This is a genomic window from Dermabacter sp. (genome assembly GCF_032550575.1).
GTDB classification, from domain to species: domain Bacteria; phylum Actinomycetota; class Actinomycetes; order Actinomycetales; family Dermabacteraceae; genus Dermabacter; species Dermabacter hominis.
In genome coordinates this window covers 148,116-162,796 of record NZ_JAWFZC010000003.1, presented here as the reverse complement: position 1 = coordinate 162,796, position 14,681 = coordinate 148,116, and the positions used below count along the sequence as shown (strand labels likewise).

Sequence of the window (14,681 nt, the reverse complement as noted above, 5' to 3'; positions counted from 1 at the left end):
ACTCACTACTCGGTATCGCGGGGCGCCCACCGTGCAATTTGCGCGGCGAGGTGCCCCGCGCCGTATCCGTTGTCGATGTTGACGACCCCGATGCCGGGCGCACACGCTGAAAGCATCGTGAGGGCTGCGCTGATGCCTCCTGCGGCAACGCCGTAGCCCACGGACGTGGGCAGCGCGACGACGGGGCACGCGACCTGGCCGGCGATCACGGTGGGAAGTGCTCCGTCCATGCCCGCAACGGCGATGATGCACGCCGATTCACGCAGCTCAGGCAAGCGTTCAAGGAGCCGGTGTAGGCCCGCGATCCCAATATCGGGAATGAGCCGCGTGGGCCGGCCCAGGTAGCGTGCGGTCAGCTCCGCCTCGCGCGCGACGGGGAGGTCACTCGTGCCGGCGCATGCGATGGTCACGAGCCCGCCGGTGGGGGTCGGTTCCGACGCCGGCCACGCCCCTATCGACGCTTCTTCGTCAAAGAAGAAGCCCGGCAATTCTTCGCCGAGTTCGGCGGCTTTATCGGTGTCGAGGCGGGTGAACAGGGTGGCAAGCGTGGGCGCCGTACCCGTGTCGCGTGCACGCTCCCGTATCGCGCGGGCAATGCGCACGAGCTGATCGGTGCTTTTCGCGTCGCACAGAATCGCCTCGGGTGCGCCGCGCCGGCTAGCGCGGTCAAAATCGAGGTTAGCGATGCTGGCGAGGGAGGCGTCGGCCCCCTTGTGCGCGCTCATAGCGTTCCCTTCGCGTTCATGATGCTGAGGGTAAACGCGCCCGACTGGAGACCGTCGAGGTCGAGACTCACGTAGGCGAATCCTGCTGCTTTACCGGCGGCGACCAGGGCGGCCCGCACCTCCGGTTCCACGGCGCGGGCGAGCTCGTTTCGCGGCAATTCGAGGCGGGCGACGCGGCCGTGGTGGCGCGCGCGGCAATCGCTGAAGCCGAGGTCGAAAACGGCATCCTCGAGGTCCTCGACCTGGCGGAGTTTTGCGGGTGTGACCTCCTCGCCGTGCGGGATACGCGAGGCGAGGCACGGCGCGGCTGGTTTCTCAGCAACGGGGACGCCGAGGGCACGCGCAATTTCTCGCACGTCGCTTTTGGTGAGGCCGGCGCTCGCGAGGGGCCTGAGCACCGCATGGTTCGTTGCGGCGCTGGCGCCTGGACGGTCGGGCCGTTTAGCGTCGTCGGCGTTTTCGCCGTAGGCCACGGCGTCGAGGCGAAGCTCATCAAGGAGCTCGCTATCGATCCGCGTGAACAGTTCGTCCTTGCAGAAGAAGCACCGGTCCACGCCGTTCGCCACGTACTCGGGGCGCTCTCCCTCGTGCGTCTCTATCTCGTGAACGCGCACGCCGATCGTTTTTGCGACCTCGTGCGCGATCCGGCGCTCGCGCCGCGCAAGCGAGGGCGAGACGCCGAGGAGTGCCACGACTCGATCGGGCCCGAGGGCGCGCAGTGCGAGCGCGGCGAGGGTCGCGGAGTCGACTCCCCCGGAATAGGCGATACCGACGCGCTCATGCTGGGCGAGCTCGCCCATGGCAGCGTCGGCCCGCGCGGCGAGGTCTCCGGTCAGCTGAGGCACGCTTGTGAGCGGTGTGCTCACAGCGGCTGCCGTTCGCTCGCGAGGCGGTGCAGAACTTCACCCGCGTGGTCCACGACGAGGGTGTCGGGATCATTACGCAGCGCCTCAAGGTCGAGAGAGGCGGGATCCACGTACTCAACGTTGTATTCCGCGCACACGTCGGGAGAAATCTGCGTGGCAAACGCGCGGCGCACGCGGTTCTTCTCCTCGCCGGTCTCGGGGTCGTACGTGCCAAGGCCCGTGACGTGCGTCGAGTGGGCGAGTTCGCCCCACGGGTGGTTCTTGAAGCGGTCCCACTGCTTCGTGAAGTACTCGATGTTGTGGTAGCCGATGTCGCGAAGGCCCGGATGCATGGCGGCAACCTCGGTGATGTGCGGGGCGTAGATGATGACCTGGCCACCGTCGGCACACACCGGCTCGAGCTTGTAGAAGCCCTTCGCGCCCGTCCAGATGTCCTCGTACATCTCCGGCATGATCGCGACGATCCGCTTGTAGGGCGCCTCAACGTAGCGGATGTGCGTGTGAGCCGAAATCTGCGCGCACGCGGCCCAGGCGCTCTCGGGGCTGCCGAAGCTCATCGCGTGGAGGTCACTGCTCGCCGAGCGCACGACCATCGCGAGGCAGTATTTGGTCGTCTCGATGCGTGCACTTGCCGCGTCGATGAGCTCTCGCACGGGCGTGATGCCAAGCGCACCGATGATGCGGCTCGCCGTGATGAGCGCCCCCACCCAGTGCGAGATGTCGATGACGTCGTGCACGGAGCAGCCGGGGAAGAAGTACTTATTGCCGCCAGAGAATCCCACGACTTCGTGGGGGAACACGGGGCCGACGATAAGGTTGACGTCCGCTTCGACGACGTGGCGATTGATGTTCACGCGCATGGGAACATCCGTGAGAAGCCCGCCCGTGAGCTCGGCGATCGTGTCGGCACCGATCTCACCGAGGTCGGCGATCTCCTCGTCGTTGTCCCATTCGTGGTTGCGGATCTCGAACGCGGGGTACGCGTCTTTAAGCTTTCCAGGCTCGGCGCCGAGCATCCGCTCGATGCTCTCTTCGCTCATCGCGGCGTGCGTGCCGAGCGCAATGAGCACCGTGATGTGCGAAGCGCGGTTCGTGAGCGCGTTGTGAACGGCGGGCATCACGCGAGGAAGCGGCACGGAGCGGGTGCCGTCGGGAATGATCACGCACACGCGCTTGCCATCGAGATCGGCTGTCGCGAGTTGCTCGGCGACAAATCTCGAAATCTGCTCGTCGGTGAGCGTCTCGTCGGGGCCGCCGATGCGAGCGGCGGCGCTCACCAAAGATGCGGGAATGGGCTTCACGTGATCAACTCGTTCGCTCATATTGCCCATTATCGCGCGGATTACAATCGGTTGCCATGGGACATAGCGACGACCTCCACATTGATTCCCCCTCCGGCTCGATCGCATGGATCGACGCAACCGCAGGCATCGCGGGCGACATGCTGCTTGGAGCCCTCATCGATGCGGGAGCGGACCTCGAGCGCGTCCAATCCGTGCTCGATGCCCTCATCCCCGGCTCCGTAAAGCTCACGAAACGAACCGTTGACCGCTGCGGGCAGCGAAGCCTCAAAGTAGACGTCGAACTGCTCGTCGAAAACCCGCCGCACCGCACGTGGACCTCGATCCGCGACATGCTCGAGAGTGCACGAGGGGCAGTCCACGAACGCACGATCGACCTCGGTCTGCGCGTCTTTGGCATGCTCGCCAAAGCGGAGGGCCGCGCTCACGGCATCGATCCCGAGGATGTCCACTTCCACGAGGTCGGCGCACTCGATTCGATCGCCGACGTCATCGGCGCATGCGAGGCGTGGCGCCAACTCGGGATCGGTGAGGCAACGGGCAGCACGATCGCCGTCGGCTCGGGCCGCATCCGCGCCGCTCACGGTGATATTCCGGTGCCGGTTCCCGCAACGGCTTACCTCGCCGAGGGGTGGCCGACGGTCGCCGGCGACCTTTTGCCTCCCCGCCCGCACGGTCACGACCACGGCCATGCCCACTCGCACCCTCATGCGCACGATCACGAGCACGGTCACCAGCACGATCACGAACACCCGCTGCCCGAGCACGCCGCGGGCGGCCCACACGCGGCGGCCGCGCCCCCGTCAGGCGTCGCCCCAGGCATCGGCGAACTCGCAACCCCCACGGGCGTTGCCCTCATGCGCGGCCTCGCGACGAGCTACGGCCCCATGCCGGGCATGGTGACGCGCGCCGTCGGCATCGGCGCCGGCACAAAAGACACGCCGGGACGCCCCAACGTCGTGCGCATCTTTCTCGGGGAAAGCTATCCGCATGCGTGACGCCCACGAGACGCCCACGCGAGTCATCCAGCTCGAAGCCAACGTCGACGACGCCGATCCCCGCCTGTGGCCCGGCATCATCGACTCGATGCTCGAGGCCGGCGCGCTCGACTGCTGGCTCACGCCCATCATCATGAAGCACGGCCGCCCCGCCGTGACCGTTCACGCGCTCGCCCGCGAGGGTGAGGAGATTCGCCTCGCCGACCTCCTCCTCGACCTCACCGGCTCACTCGGCGTGCGGTACGCCCCGCTCGACCGGCGCATTCGTACGCGCAGGTTTGAGAAAGTCGAGATTGAGGGCGTGGAGGTGGCCGTCAAGGTGTCGGTGCGGTCCGACGGTTCCGTGGCCACCGTCGGACCTGAATTTCGTGATGTGCAGACCCTCGCCCGCCAACTTGGCGTCACCGAGCGTGAAGCGTTGCGGCGCGCCCGGGAGGCCATCGACTCTTAAACGGCGCCCTCGAGGGAACACGCGACGCCGTTAAAGCCGTGATTGCAGTAGCCGGCTGGGTTTTTCGCGAGGTACTGCTGGTGCTCGGGCTCGGCGTAGTAGTAGGTGCCGGCACCCGCCTCGCTCAGCGGCGCTACCACGGTGGAGATGGTGCCGCGATCGGCGGCGGTGAGTGCTTCCTGGTACGCATCGAGGGAGGAGCGAACGATGCGCTCTTGCGCCGGATCAGTCCAGAAGATTGCGCTTCGGTACTGCGTTCCGATGTCGTTGCCCTGGCGGTTTTCGGTCGTCGGGTCGTGCTGCTGCCAGAACTCGGTGAGCACACGCAGGAGCGCATGCTCATCCTCGTAGATCACCTTCACGGCTTCGGCGTGACCGGTCTTTGCCGAACACACCTCTTCGTAGGTGGGGTGGGGCGTGTATCCACCGGCATACACGGCCGCGGTCGTCCACACGCCCGGGATCTGCCACATGATGCGTTCGATACCCCAGAAGCAGCCACCGGCGAGGAGCAGTTCGCCAGATCCTTCCGGCGCCCTCTCACCAAGCATGTCGGTGCCGAGTACGAGGTGGTCACGCGAGAGCGGAAAGGGGTAGTCATCGCGACCTGCGAGCGCGTCCTCGGGTTTCACCATGATCTTTTTGTGCGCGTTCATGATCTCGAGAAATGGAATCATGGGATGAACCTACGCGCCGGGGCTGGAGGGGTCGTGTGCGAAGGCGCAAAAATGCCCTAGAGGAGCACGATCACTTGAGCAAACAGAATTTTGGCGATCATCCCGGCGGCGAACATTGCCGAATAGCCAGGGTCGGTTCGCTCGTCGTTCACGAACGATTTCACGTGATTGAGCAACACCGGTTGGCCCACGTAACCTGCGACGGCACCCGCGGTTCGGGCCGCGCTGAGACCGAGTGCTGCCCCCACTCCCCACAGGGCGAGCAGTGCAATGCCGAGGGTCAGCAAGGTCGCGATCCCCACGAAGACACCCGTCACGGAGAACGCAGTCCCGGCGAAGGCATGGCCGCTTTTGAGTCCGACGGATGCCAGGAACATAAAGAGACCAAATTGCCTAATGGTGAGGTTTGCACTCGTGGGTAGAGTCCACACGATCGGGCCTGTGCGACCCATATATCCGAGAACGAGCCCTACGACAAGTGGGCCCGCCGCACTCCCAAGCGCAAGCTTTGCCCCGCCGATAGAGAGCGACACGAAGCCCACGATGATGCCGAGGGCAACTCCAAGCCCGAGGCTCAAGAAATCAACCTCGGTGATGCGAGTTTCGGAGTCACCGAAAAACTCCGTAAGTTCCTTGCGTCGATCGTGCGGCATGACGACGCGCACCCGGTCGCCGAGCTGAAGGGTCATCTCGGCGTGGGCGAGCATATCCGTATCGCCGCGGCGCACGCGAGTGATGATCGAGTCGAAACGCGTGGGCACGTGAAGATCGGCAACCGTGCGACCAGCGAGCTGCGGGTTCGAGACGATGAACCGGCGGAAGTTGACCTTCGTACGGTCGTTCGCGAGGTGGGTATCGCTTTCGCGCCCGAGGAGCGTTGCGGCCTCGTGGACTGCGGCGGGTACGCCGACCATGAGGACCCGGTCCCCCGCGTGCAGAGATTCCGAAGGGTGAGCAACGCGAATCTCGTCGCCGCGCTGCAGGTAAGAAATCCGAAGGTCGCCGCCGGCCTTGCCCGGCAATGAGGCAATTCCGGGGATCTTGCTGATCTTCATCGTGCGCTCGACCTCGACGGTGATGTCGAGAAGGTCCGTCGCGGACACTGACGACGGATCGTTTTTCCCGCTCATTTTCGAGCGCGTGATCGGCGGAATGATGAGCATGCCGAGAACGACGGCTAGCGGATACGCGATCGCGAAGCCCACCGCGGGAGCGGTCTCCCCCGGCACGATCGCACTCGCGCTACTGAGCGCCGGCGTCGCCGCTCCGGAACCGGCGAACATACCGGCTGCCATCGGACCGCCAAAACCGAAAAGGTAACCCGCCGCAATCGACAGTGCCGCTTGGACCCCGAGGAGCAGCACCCCACCCACGAGCAGTGACCCTTGTGCCCTGAGCTGCCTGAAGAACGATGCGCCTGAGGCGATACCGATCGTGTACACGAAGAGCGCCAAGCCGAGCGACTCCACGAGGTCGAGGTCGCTACCGAGACGCGGGTCGAGGGCACCGATCGCGAGCCCGACAAACAGTGCGCCGGCCGGCCCAAATTTAAGGGGGCCGAAAGGGATTGCACCGACCAGGGTGCCGAGTGCCATCGTCACGATGAGGGTCAGCAGCGGGGAGCTCACGAGCAGGTCGATCATATTTCCCACAATAGGCACTGGTGGCCGTGTGCGCCCGCTCTTGCCCTTCTCCCCCACCCTCAAGGTGTAGACAACCACGTTATCCAGCCTGATTCGGTGGTGTCTTTGCGGTTTTCTTCACCTTCGGTTGCGCACATGCGTGCACGTGCACGGTCCGACGGTTGCCTGGGTAGCGTCGGAGCCGGATGCGCTCATGACGCGCCAGGAGGTGGCCGCGGCGTCGGCGAACTGCTGGCCGATCGCCAACTGCGCCATCACATCAACGATCATGATGCTGGTGCCTCCTCGGCCAGCGGCAGCGCGACATCAAGGATGTCATCGGCGGTGACCTCCCTCAGGAACACCGCGGCCGGGCGGTGGCTTCGGTCCAGGACAATGGTGGTCGGGATGACCGAGGTCGACACCCCACCCAGGGCCGCAGCAATACGAAACGGCGGATCGTAGATCGAGGGATAGGTCACCGCGATGGCGGCTCTGCGGGGTGTGCTCGGTATGGTTTAGATCTCCTTATTCCGGGGCGGTGGGGAAGAAGACGGTGTTCTGGTCGTCCCGGAAGACCACAACACCGAGGAAAGTCATCGTGCTACCAGGCGGGTGGTCTGTAGCGACTCTGCCCACCTCGGCTTTCAACCCTGCTGTGGGGATTACTCGTAGCGAAGCGAGCTGAACATCCCGGTTTCCATGTGATAGGCGTTATGGCAGTGAAATGCCCACTCACCGGAGTTGTCAGCGATCAGGTCGGCGATCATGGTTTCACCGTGGCGAAGAAGGACGGTGTCCTTCCGTAGCCCGCCGCTGCCGGGCAGCGCCCACGTGTGGCCGTGGATGTGCATGGGATGGGGCATCATGGTCCTGTTGCGCATGACCATCCGCAGGCGCTGGCCCCCCCTGCACGGTCGCGGAGGAGGATTGGCCGTCGGTGAGAATGCTCCATTCATACGGCATCATCTGCCCGCCCAGGTCGATACTGACTTCTCGGTCTGGTGTGCCCTCGGGCAGGAGTGCACGGTCTGCTGGCTTCAGGGAGGACAGAAGCAGTCCGGTGGACGACAACTCGGGGAAGTCGACATCCGGGCGGGGGGCCTGGCCGCCGGCGGTGCGGATGACGGCGAAGGCGCGGTCGTCCTTACCCACCGCCAAAGCCGTGAGCGGGAAGATGCCGTCGCCGAGGATGACCTCGACGTCGACACGCTCGCCCATCGACAGGTAGATCGATTCGGTCTCCCAGGGCTGGACAGGGAAGCCGTCGGTGTGGGTGACGGTCATGCGGTGACCACCGAGGGCCACCTTGAAGATGGTGTCACCGCCGGAGTTGATAAACCGCAGGCGGGCCTTGTCGCCCGGGCGAGCCTCGAAGGTCCGGTGAGCACGGGGGATACGTCCGTTGATGAGGTAGTGCGGATACATCACATCGCCGACATCCCCGCCCAGTACCCGGTCCGGGGTACCGTGCATCATCTGGCCGTGACCTCCCATTCCCATCCTCCCGTTATGGTCGCCCGAACCCATTCCGGTGAGCTTGTCGAGTTCATCGTCGGGAGTGCCCTGAATGCCATCGACCCAGTCATCGAGCACGATGGTCCACTCGACGTCCTGGTCCTCAGCGTCTTGCGGGTCACGGATGATCAGTGGGGCGTGGAGGCCGCGATCAAGCTGCAGGCCGGTGTGGGAATGGTAGAAGTAGGTGCCACCGTGAGGGACTTCAAAAACATAGGAGAAAGACTCGCCAGGCTCAATGGGGTCCTGGGTCATGCCGGGCACACCGTCGGCTGCGTTGTGGAGCGCGATGCCATGCCAGTGGATGGAGGTGCTCTCAGGCAGTTCATTGGTGATATCGACCTGGAGGACGTCGCCGGTGGCGGCCTCAATGGCCGCATCCCCAGTGTCAGAGACGTATCCCCACGTCTTGGCTTCGATGCCGCCGATATCCAGGGAGAGGGGCCGGGCGGTCAGTGTCCGGCGCACCGTCGGCTCACCGAGCGCAGTGGGGGGGGGAGTGGGGCGAAGGGAGGGACCTGGTGCCGAGGCGGCGGGTCCAGGGTCGCTGGTGCAGGCGGTCACGGTCCCAGTGCCGGCGAGGACGAGCCCGCCGAGCAGAACCTGTCGTCGGGAAAACGCGTTCGTCATAATTTAACCGTCCTTGGTACAAGATTTCAGTGACATCGGAGACAAGCGCAGGTGAGGACCCTGCTGAGCCATCACGTCAGGCGCAGGTCTGTGACACAGGTGGCACCGTCGTCGGTGGTGGAAAACTCCGCGGTGCCGGTACGCCCCTGGTAGCTGACCTCAATCAGGCCGGTGACATCATCGGGAAGCCAGAAGCCAATAAACCCGTTGTCGAAGGTGGTTGTCGTCTCGTCCACCAGCACCTCACCGGTCGCCTCATCGGTGATCGTGACCTGGATATCCTCATTGGCGAGTTCCCCCTGGCAGGTCGTGAGGCTGTGGTAGAAGCAGTCGTGGGTGGAGGTGAGATAGGGTGCGATCGAGACATACGTCTGATTGTCGGGAAGATCGACCACGACCTCCTGGTCATCGCTCGAGAGCAGCAGTTCATCGGCACGCACCGAGGCGATCAGATCCGTGGGACGCTCATTGACCTTCTGCCGGTCGAGGTGATCAATGATCTCCACCGCGTCCATGTCGGCCAGGCCATGGGTAGTCAGGAATGTATCCTGGGACACCGTCTCGTTGGCGGTGGGTTCCGGGTCGGCGGCCGAACACCCCGCGAGGACGAGGGCAAGGGCGACGGTTGCGATCGCTGCTCGTTTTTTCACGTCAATCTCCTTGGATCGTGGTAAGACCGTGAGAAGACACCGCATCAAGGCCGATGCCATACCTTTATCTTGCACGGATGCCTGACGAACTAGAAATCAAAAACCCTGTTCACAGCCTTATAACAGGGCGAAAAGGGGGTGAATTCGGTGGGCTGGGTCACCACCGAGACACCACCCCACAGCCGTGGGCGATGTCCTTCTACCCACCCCGGGTATGCGATGCAGGCAGTGAAATCCCTGGTGGCGCCTGCTGAACCGACCAGGGGAGGCGATGCCGCCGGCCCGGGGTGGGGCACAGGGGTGACGGCGGTCGAAGGGTGATGTTTGAAGATTCGATGAAGATTCCCCGCCGGGCACTGAGCGAGGGTGGCATTCCCTCCTGGCCGGAGCGATGCTGGGGTCTATGGCTGACCGCACACCGACCACCGCCACGCCCCCGAGGCGGGTGCTGGTCGTCGATGATGAACAACCCCTGGCTCAGATGGTGGCCTCCTACCTCATCCGGGCCGGTTTCGATACCCGCCAGGCGCACACCGGCACCCAGGCGGTGGACGAGGCCCGTCGCTTTTCCCCCGATGTTGTGGTGCTGGATCTGGGGCTGCCCGAACTCGACGGTCTGGAGGTGTGTCGACGGATCCGCACCTTCTCGGACTGCTACATCCTCATGCTCACCGCGCGTGGCAGCGAGGACGACAAGATCAGCGGTTTGACCCTGGGGGCGGATGACTACATCACCAAACCTTTTAGTATCCGGGAACTGGTGACCCGGGTGCATGCGGTGCTGCGCCGCCCGCGCACCAGCACCACCCCACCGCAGGTGACCACCCCCTTGATCGTTGGTGACCTCTTCCTTGACCCTGTCGCCCATCGGGTGCAGGTGGGGGAGACGACCGTGGAGCTCACCCGCACGGAGTTCGAGCTGCTGGTTGCCCTGGCCCTGCGCCCCGGCCAGGTGCTGACCCGCCGCGACCTGGTCACCGAGGTCTGGGACACCACGTGGGTCGGTGATGAACGCATCGTCGATGTCCATATCGGCAACTTGCGTCGCAAGCTCGGCACCGACACCCGGGGCCGGGGGTTTATCGACACCGTGCGTGGCGTGGGCTACCGGGTGGGGCAGCCATGAATCACGGGCCCGGCCTGACCTTCCGCTTCCTGACCGCCCAGGTGCTGATCGTGGTGATTAGCCTGCTGGTGGCCGTGACCGTGGCCACGATGGTGGGCCCGACCCTGTTCCATGATCATATGTTGATGACCGGCCCGGAGGACCCCTCGCTGGAGCTGTTCCATGCCGAGCAGGCCTACCGGGACGCCAACCTGATCACCCTGGCCGTCGCCCTGCCCACCGCCTTGATCAGCGCCCTGCTGGCCAGCCTGTGGTTATCGCGTCGCCTGCGCACCCCCCTGCAGGATCTCACCCGCGCCGCTACCAGCCTGACGGCCGGCAACTCCCGTATCCGCGTGCCCGCCGGAGAAGCAGGCCCCGAGGTCGCCACCCTGGCGCATGCCTTCAACACCATGGCCGACCGGCTGGAACACACCGAACAGGTCCGCCGCCAGATGCTCTCTGATCTGGCCCACGAAATGGGCACCCCCTTATCGGTGCTCACGGTCTACCTCGATGGTCTCCAGGACGGGGTCGTGGACTGGAATAATGCCACCCACACGATCATGGCTGACCAACTCACCCGCCTGACCCGGTTGATGGAAGACATCGACGATGTCTCCCGGGCCCAGGAACACCGGATCGATTTGGACCTGGCGGAGGAAGGGCTCGGGGACCTGCTCCATACCGCTGCTGCTGCCGCGGGGGAAGCTTATGCTGACAAAGGCGTCGATTTACAGGTCGAGACCATTACGGACACCGCCCGGGTGCTCGTGGACCGGCAACGCTTCGGCCAGGTGATGAGCAATCTCCTGTCGAACGCGCTACGGCACACCCCGGCCGGCGGGCATGTCCGGATCAGCGTCCACCAGCAGGGGGCGTCCACCGCGCTCATCCACGTCGCCGATGACGGCGAGGGCATCCCACCTGACCAGCTCGGACACATCTTCGAACGCTTCTATCGGGGGGATGCCGCCCGCAGCCGGGACGACGGCGGGGCCGGTATCGGTCTGACCATCTCCAAGGCATTGATCGAGGCCCACGGCGGCACTCTCACCGCCACCTCCCCCGGACCCGGTCGCGGAGCGGTGTTTGCCCTCCGCCTCCCGCTGTCCCCTCCCGACAGTGAGGAGGCTGCGCGGTGACCACACCCTGTCCCGCGTGAGGGCCGTTCCCTCCCCCCCCCCTTGAAAATATACCCCGGGGGGGTATACGCTCGAGAGCAGTATCGCCGCATCCCACCGACCCGTAGGAGCGTTCCCATGATCACCTCCCCGCCCCGCTTCTTGCCGATGGCCTCCCACGGCTGCAGCTGTTGCGGACCTGCCTCACGTGCCGACACCGCCTCCATCTCTGCCGCCAGCGACTCGTCAGCAGGGGGGTCCTCCCCTAGCTACCAGGTCACCGGTGTCGTACCTCCGGAGATGGTTCGCCGGGCCATCGAGGAGGCCGGCTACACCGTCTTATCCTGATCAGTTTTACCCATCATCTCGACCCGACCGGGTTGAGCGGAAGGAACGTCATGAGCACTCCCCACCATTCCAGCGATCACCATGGTGATCACCCCGCTCCGGAAGCAGACCACACCTACCACCCGGATCATGCCAGCCACGAACACCACGCAAATGCCGACACCCACGACCAGGCGATGCCCCACGATCACCCGCACTCCGCCCTGGACGAAGACCACCACGTTCATGGTCACGGCGAACACGCCGGACACAGCACCGCAATGTTTCGGGACCGCTTCTGGTGGTCGCTGCTTCTGTCCATTCCCGTCGTTATTTTCAGCCCCATGGTCGCCCGCCTGCTCGGCTACCACCTCCCGGCATTCCCCGGATCCACCTGGATCACCCCGGTGCTGGGCACGATCATCTTCATCTACGGCGGAACGCCTTTCCTCAAGGGCGGATGGAAAGAACTGAAATCCCGCCAACCCGGGATGATGCTCCTGATCGCCATGGCCATCACCGTGGCGTTTGTCGCCTCCTGGGGCACCACTCTCGGGCTGGGCGGTTTTGACCTGGACTTCTGGTGGGAGCTGGCCCTGCTGGTGACCATCATGCTGCTGGGCCACTGGCTGGAGATGCGCGCTCTCGGGGCCGCGTCCTCCGCACTTGACGCGCTGGCTGCCCTGCTGCCGGATGAGGCCGAGAAAGTCATCGACGGGACCACCCGCACCGTGGCCATCTCCGAGCTGGTCGTCGACGACGTCGTGCTGGTGAGGGCCGGTGCCCGGGTGCCGGCCGACGGAACCATCCTCGACGGAGCCGCCGAATTCGATGAGGCGATGATCACCGGCGAATCCCGTCCCGTCTTCCGCGACACCGGTGACAAGGTGGTCGCCGGTACCGTGGCCACCGACAACACCGTCCGCATCCGGGTGGAGGCTACCGGCGGAGACACCGCCCTGGCCGGGATCCAACGCATGGTTGCCGACGCCCAGGAGTCCTCCTCCCGGGCCCAGGCCCTGGCGGATCGGGCGGCGGCGTTGTTGTTCTGGTTCGCGCTGATCTCCGCTCTGATCACCGCGGTGGTGTGGACCATCATCGGCAGCCCGGACGATGCCGTGGTGCGCACGGTCACGGTGCTGGTCATCGCCTGTCCGCACGCCCTGGGCCTGGCGATTCCGCTGGTCATTGCGATCTCCAGCGAGCGGGCCGCGAAATCCGGGGTGCTCATCAAGGACCGGATGGCGCTCGAGCGGATGCGCACCATCGACGTGGTGCTCTTCGACAAAACCGGCACCCTGACCGAGGGTGCGCACGCGGTCACCGGTGTCGCGGCAGCTGTCGGCGTCACTGAGGGAGAGCTGCTGGCCCTGGCCCTGGCCGCCGCCGCGGAGGCCGACAGCGAGCACCCCGTAGCCCGCGCCATCGTGGCGGCCGCGGCCGCCCATCCCGAGGCCTCCCGTCGGCACATCCGTGCAACTGGTTTCAGCGCCGCCTCCGGCCGGGGGGTCCGGGCCACTGTCGATGGCGCTGAGATCCTCGTGGGCGGGCCGAACATGCTGCGCGAGTTCAACCTCAGCACCCCGGCCGAGCTCACCGACACCACCAGCGCCTGGACCGGGCGTGGGGCCGGTGTGCTCCATATTGTCCGCGACGGTCAGATCATCGGTGCGGTGGCCGTCGAGGACAAGATCCGCCCCGAATCCCGCGCCGCCGTGAAAGCCCTGCAGGACCGCGGGGTGAAGGTCGCGATGATCACCGGCGACGCCCAGCAGGTGGCCCACGCTGTCGGTCAGGACTTAGGCATTGATGAGGTCTTCGCCGAGGTCCTGCCCCAGGACAAAGACGCCAAGGTCACGCAACTGCAGGACCGGGGTTTGAGCGTGGCCATGGTCGGTGACGGTGTCAATGACGCCCCCGCTCTGACCCGCGCGGAGGTCGGTATCGCCATCGGTGCCGGCACGGATGTGGCCATGGAATCTGCCGGGGTGGTCCTCGCTAGTGATGATCCGCGGGCAGTGCTGTCGATGATTGAGCTGTCCCGGGCCAGCTACCGCAAGATGATCCAGAACCTCATCTGGGCCTCTGGCTACAACATCCTCGCCGTGCCGCTGGCCGCCGGAGTGCTCGCCTCGATCGGGTTCGTGCTGTCCCCGGCCGTGGGCGCGATCTTGATGTCTGCCTCGACCATCGTGGTGGCCCTGAACGCCCAGCTGTTGCGCCGCATTGATCTGGATCCGGCTCACCTGGCTCCGACCGAGTCGAAGGAGGAACACACCACGCCTACTCCGGCATCCACCGCCGTCCACTGATCCACCGCTTCTCTCCACTGCCCTCATATGACCCTGAAAGGCTCCACCATGAAGCGCCCCCTTGCTCTCTCCACCCTCGCCAAAGAGGGATAACCGTGACGATTGCCACCTGCTGCGGGCGATGGGTCGCTGTCACCGCAGCAGGTGCACCGGGGTGGATGTTTCTTCTCCCCCTGGTCGCACCACTGAGGCAAGGGAAAAGCTCCTGTGTCCAGACCCTTGGAGGACTACGCATTATTGTCCGATACTCACACGGCCGCTCTGGTCTGCCGGCAGGGCAGCTTTGATTGGGGGGTTGGGGGTGTCCCCCACCTTCAGCAAACAAAGGGAAGGGGGAAGCTACCGAAACAGAAGGCGAAGCCTGAGCAGAAGACG

14 protein-coding genes and 1 pseudogene are annotated in these 14,681 nt (G+C 65.1%); 6 read left to right on the top strand and 9 right to left on the bottom strand.

What is annotated here, in order from left to right; genetic code table 11:
- Positions 1-5 precede the first annotated feature (5 nt).
- The 3 genes from larB to E6X30_RS05025 are packed head-to-tail and all read right to left on the bottom strand — an operon-like array spanning position 6 to position 2,922.
- Positions 6-725: a nickel pincer cofactor biosynthesis protein LarB gene (larB, locus tag E6X30_RS05035; RefSeq protein WP_101686656.1), complete on the bottom strand. Its 720-nt coding sequence runs from the start codon at positions 723-725 to the stop codon at positions 6-8.
- Positions 722-1,591 (bottom strand): ATP-dependent sacrificial sulfur transferase LarE, encoded by an 870-nt coding sequence (gene larE / locus E6X30_RS05030; protein WP_016663860.1) that lies wholly within the window; start codon positions 1,589-1,591, stop codon positions 722-724. The genes larB and larE overlap by 4 nt, the downstream gene beginning before the upstream one ends.
- Entirely contained in the window at positions 1,588-2,922 is a 1,335-nt protein-coding gene (locus tag E6X30_RS05025; protein WP_016663859.1) for a lactate racemase domain-containing protein, read from the bottom strand. Before E6X30_RS05025 ends, larE begins: the two co-directional genes overlap by 4 nt.
- A 26-nt stretch (positions 2,923-2,948) precedes the next feature.
- Here E6X30_RS05025 and larC (E6X30_RS05020) point away from each other — a divergent pair, with 26 nt between their 5' ends.
- On the top strand, positions 2,949-3,890 hold the full coding sequence (gene larC / locus E6X30_RS05020) for a LarC family nickel insertion protein (RefSeq protein ID WP_016663858.1): 942 nt from the start codon (positions 2,949-2,951) through the stop codon (positions 3,888-3,890).
- Positions 3,883-4,341, top strand: a complete 459-nt coding sequence (larC, locus tag E6X30_RS05015; protein WP_016663857.1) for a nickel insertion protein — start codon at positions 3,883-3,885, stop codon at positions 4,339-4,341. Before larC (E6X30_RS05020) ends, larC (E6X30_RS05015) begins: the two co-directional genes overlap by 8 nt.
- Here the strand turns inward: larC (E6X30_RS05015) and msrA are convergent.
- From msrA to E6X30_RS04985, 6 genes and pseudogenes are all read right to left on the bottom strand, one after another.
- Entirely contained in the window at positions 4,338-5,018 is a 681-nt protein-coding gene (gene msrA, locus E6X30_RS05010) for a peptide-methionine (S)-S-oxide reductase MsrA (RefSeq protein WP_316335817.1), read from the bottom strand. The genes larC (E6X30_RS05015) and msrA overlap by 4 nt on opposite strands.
- Before the next feature lie 56 nt (positions 5,019-5,074).
- Positions 5,075-6,661 (bottom strand): aspartate:alanine exchanger family transporter, encoded by a 1,587-nt coding sequence (locus E6X30_RS05005; protein WP_040386456.1) that lies wholly within the window; start codon positions 6,659-6,661, stop codon positions 5,075-5,077.
- A 117-nt stretch (positions 6,662-6,778) separates the two neighbouring features.
- On the bottom strand, positions 6,779-6,931 hold the full coding sequence (locus E6X30_RS05000; protein ID WP_016663854.1) for a hypothetical protein: 153 nt from the start codon (positions 6,929-6,931) through the stop codon (positions 6,779-6,781).
- Positions 6,928-7,122, bottom strand: coding sequence for a hypothetical protein (locus E6X30_RS04995; RefSeq protein WP_016663853.1), 195 nt, complete (start codon positions 7,120-7,122; stop codon positions 6,928-6,930). The genes E6X30_RS05000 and E6X30_RS04995 overlap by 4 nt, the downstream gene beginning before the upstream one ends.
- A 183-nt stretch (positions 7,123-7,305) precedes the next feature.
- Positions 7,306-8,788 (bottom strand): annotated as a pseudogene (locus E6X30_RS04990) (multicopper oxidase family protein).
- 71 nt (positions 8,789-8,859) lie between these two features.
- Positions 8,860-9,438 (bottom strand): CueP family metal-binding protein, encoded by a 579-nt coding sequence (locus E6X30_RS04985; RefSeq protein ID WP_034371909.1) that lies wholly within the window; start codon positions 9,436-9,438, stop codon positions 8,860-8,862.
- A 403-nt stretch (positions 9,439-9,841) separates the two neighbouring features.
- On the opposite strand from E6X30_RS04985, the gene E6X30_RS04980 reads away from it, so the two are divergent.
- The 4 genes from E6X30_RS04980 (at position 9,842) to E6X30_RS04965 (ending at position 14,306) form a co-directional block, all read left to right on the top strand.
- Positions 9,842-10,564, top strand: coding sequence for a response regulator transcription factor (locus tag E6X30_RS04980; RefSeq protein WP_016663850.1), 723 nt, complete (start codon positions 9,842-9,844; stop codon positions 10,562-10,564).
- A complete protein-coding gene (locus tag E6X30_RS04975; RefSeq protein ID WP_070435533.1) occupies positions 10,561-11,688 on the top strand; it encodes a cell wall metabolism sensor histidine kinase WalK in 1,128 nt (375 codons plus the stop codon). The genes E6X30_RS04980 and E6X30_RS04975 overlap by 4 nt, the downstream gene beginning before the upstream one ends.
- A gap of 117 nt (positions 11,689-11,805) precedes the next feature.
- Entirely contained in the window at positions 11,806-12,015 is a 210-nt protein-coding gene (locus tag E6X30_RS04970) for a hypothetical protein (RefSeq protein WP_016663848.1), read from the top strand.
- A 50-nt stretch (positions 12,016-12,065) separates the two neighbouring features.
- Complete coding sequence (locus tag E6X30_RS04965) at positions 12,066-14,306, top strand: copper-translocating P-type ATPase (protein WP_396334965.1); 2,241 nt, start codon at positions 12,066-12,068, stop codon at positions 14,304-14,306.
- Positions 14,307-14,681: the final 375 nt, after the last annotated feature.

Excerpts from the sequence above, each read along its gene's own strand:
- larB (WP_101686656.1), bottom strand. The coding sequence starts at position 725 with ATGAGCGCGCACAAGGGGGCCGACGCCTCCCTCGCCAGCATCGCTAAC.
- E6X30_RS05025 (WP_016663859.1), bottom strand. The coding sequence starts at position 2,922 with ATGGGCAATATGAGCGAACGAGTTGATCACGTGAAGCCCATTCCCGCA.
- larC (WP_016663858.1), top strand. The coding sequence starts at position 2,949 with ATGGGACATAGCGACGACCTCCACATTGATTCCCCCTCCGGCTCGATC.
- larC (WP_016663857.1), top strand. The coding sequence starts at position 3,883 with ATGCGTGACGCCCACGAGACGCCCACGCGAGTCATCCAGCTCGAAGCC.
- msrA (WP_316335817.1), bottom strand. The coding sequence starts at position 5,018 with ATGATTCCATTTCTCGAGATCATGAACGCGCACAAAAAGATCATGGTG.
- E6X30_RS05005 (WP_040386456.1), bottom strand. The coding sequence starts at position 6,661 with ATGATCGACCTGCTCGTGAGCTCCCCGCTGCTGACCCTCATCGTGACG.
- E6X30_RS05000 (WP_016663854.1), bottom strand. The coding sequence starts at position 6,931 with ATGATCGTTGATGTGATGGCGCAGTTGGCGATCGGCCAGCAGTTCGCC.
- E6X30_RS04980 (WP_016663850.1), top strand. The coding sequence starts at position 9,842 with ATGGCTGACCGCACACCGACCACCGCCACGCCCCCGAGGCGGGTGCTG.
- E6X30_RS04975 (WP_070435533.1), top strand. The coding sequence starts at position 10,561 with ATGAATCACGGGCCCGGCCTGACCTTCCGCTTCCTGACCGCCCAGGTG.
- E6X30_RS04970 (WP_016663848.1), top strand. The coding sequence starts at position 11,806 with ATGATCACCTCCCCGCCCCGCTTCTTGCCGATGGCCTCCCACGGCTGC.
- E6X30_RS04965 (WP_396334965.1), top strand. The coding sequence starts at position 12,066 with ATGAGCACTCCCCACCATTCCAGCGATCACCATGGTGATCACCCCGCT.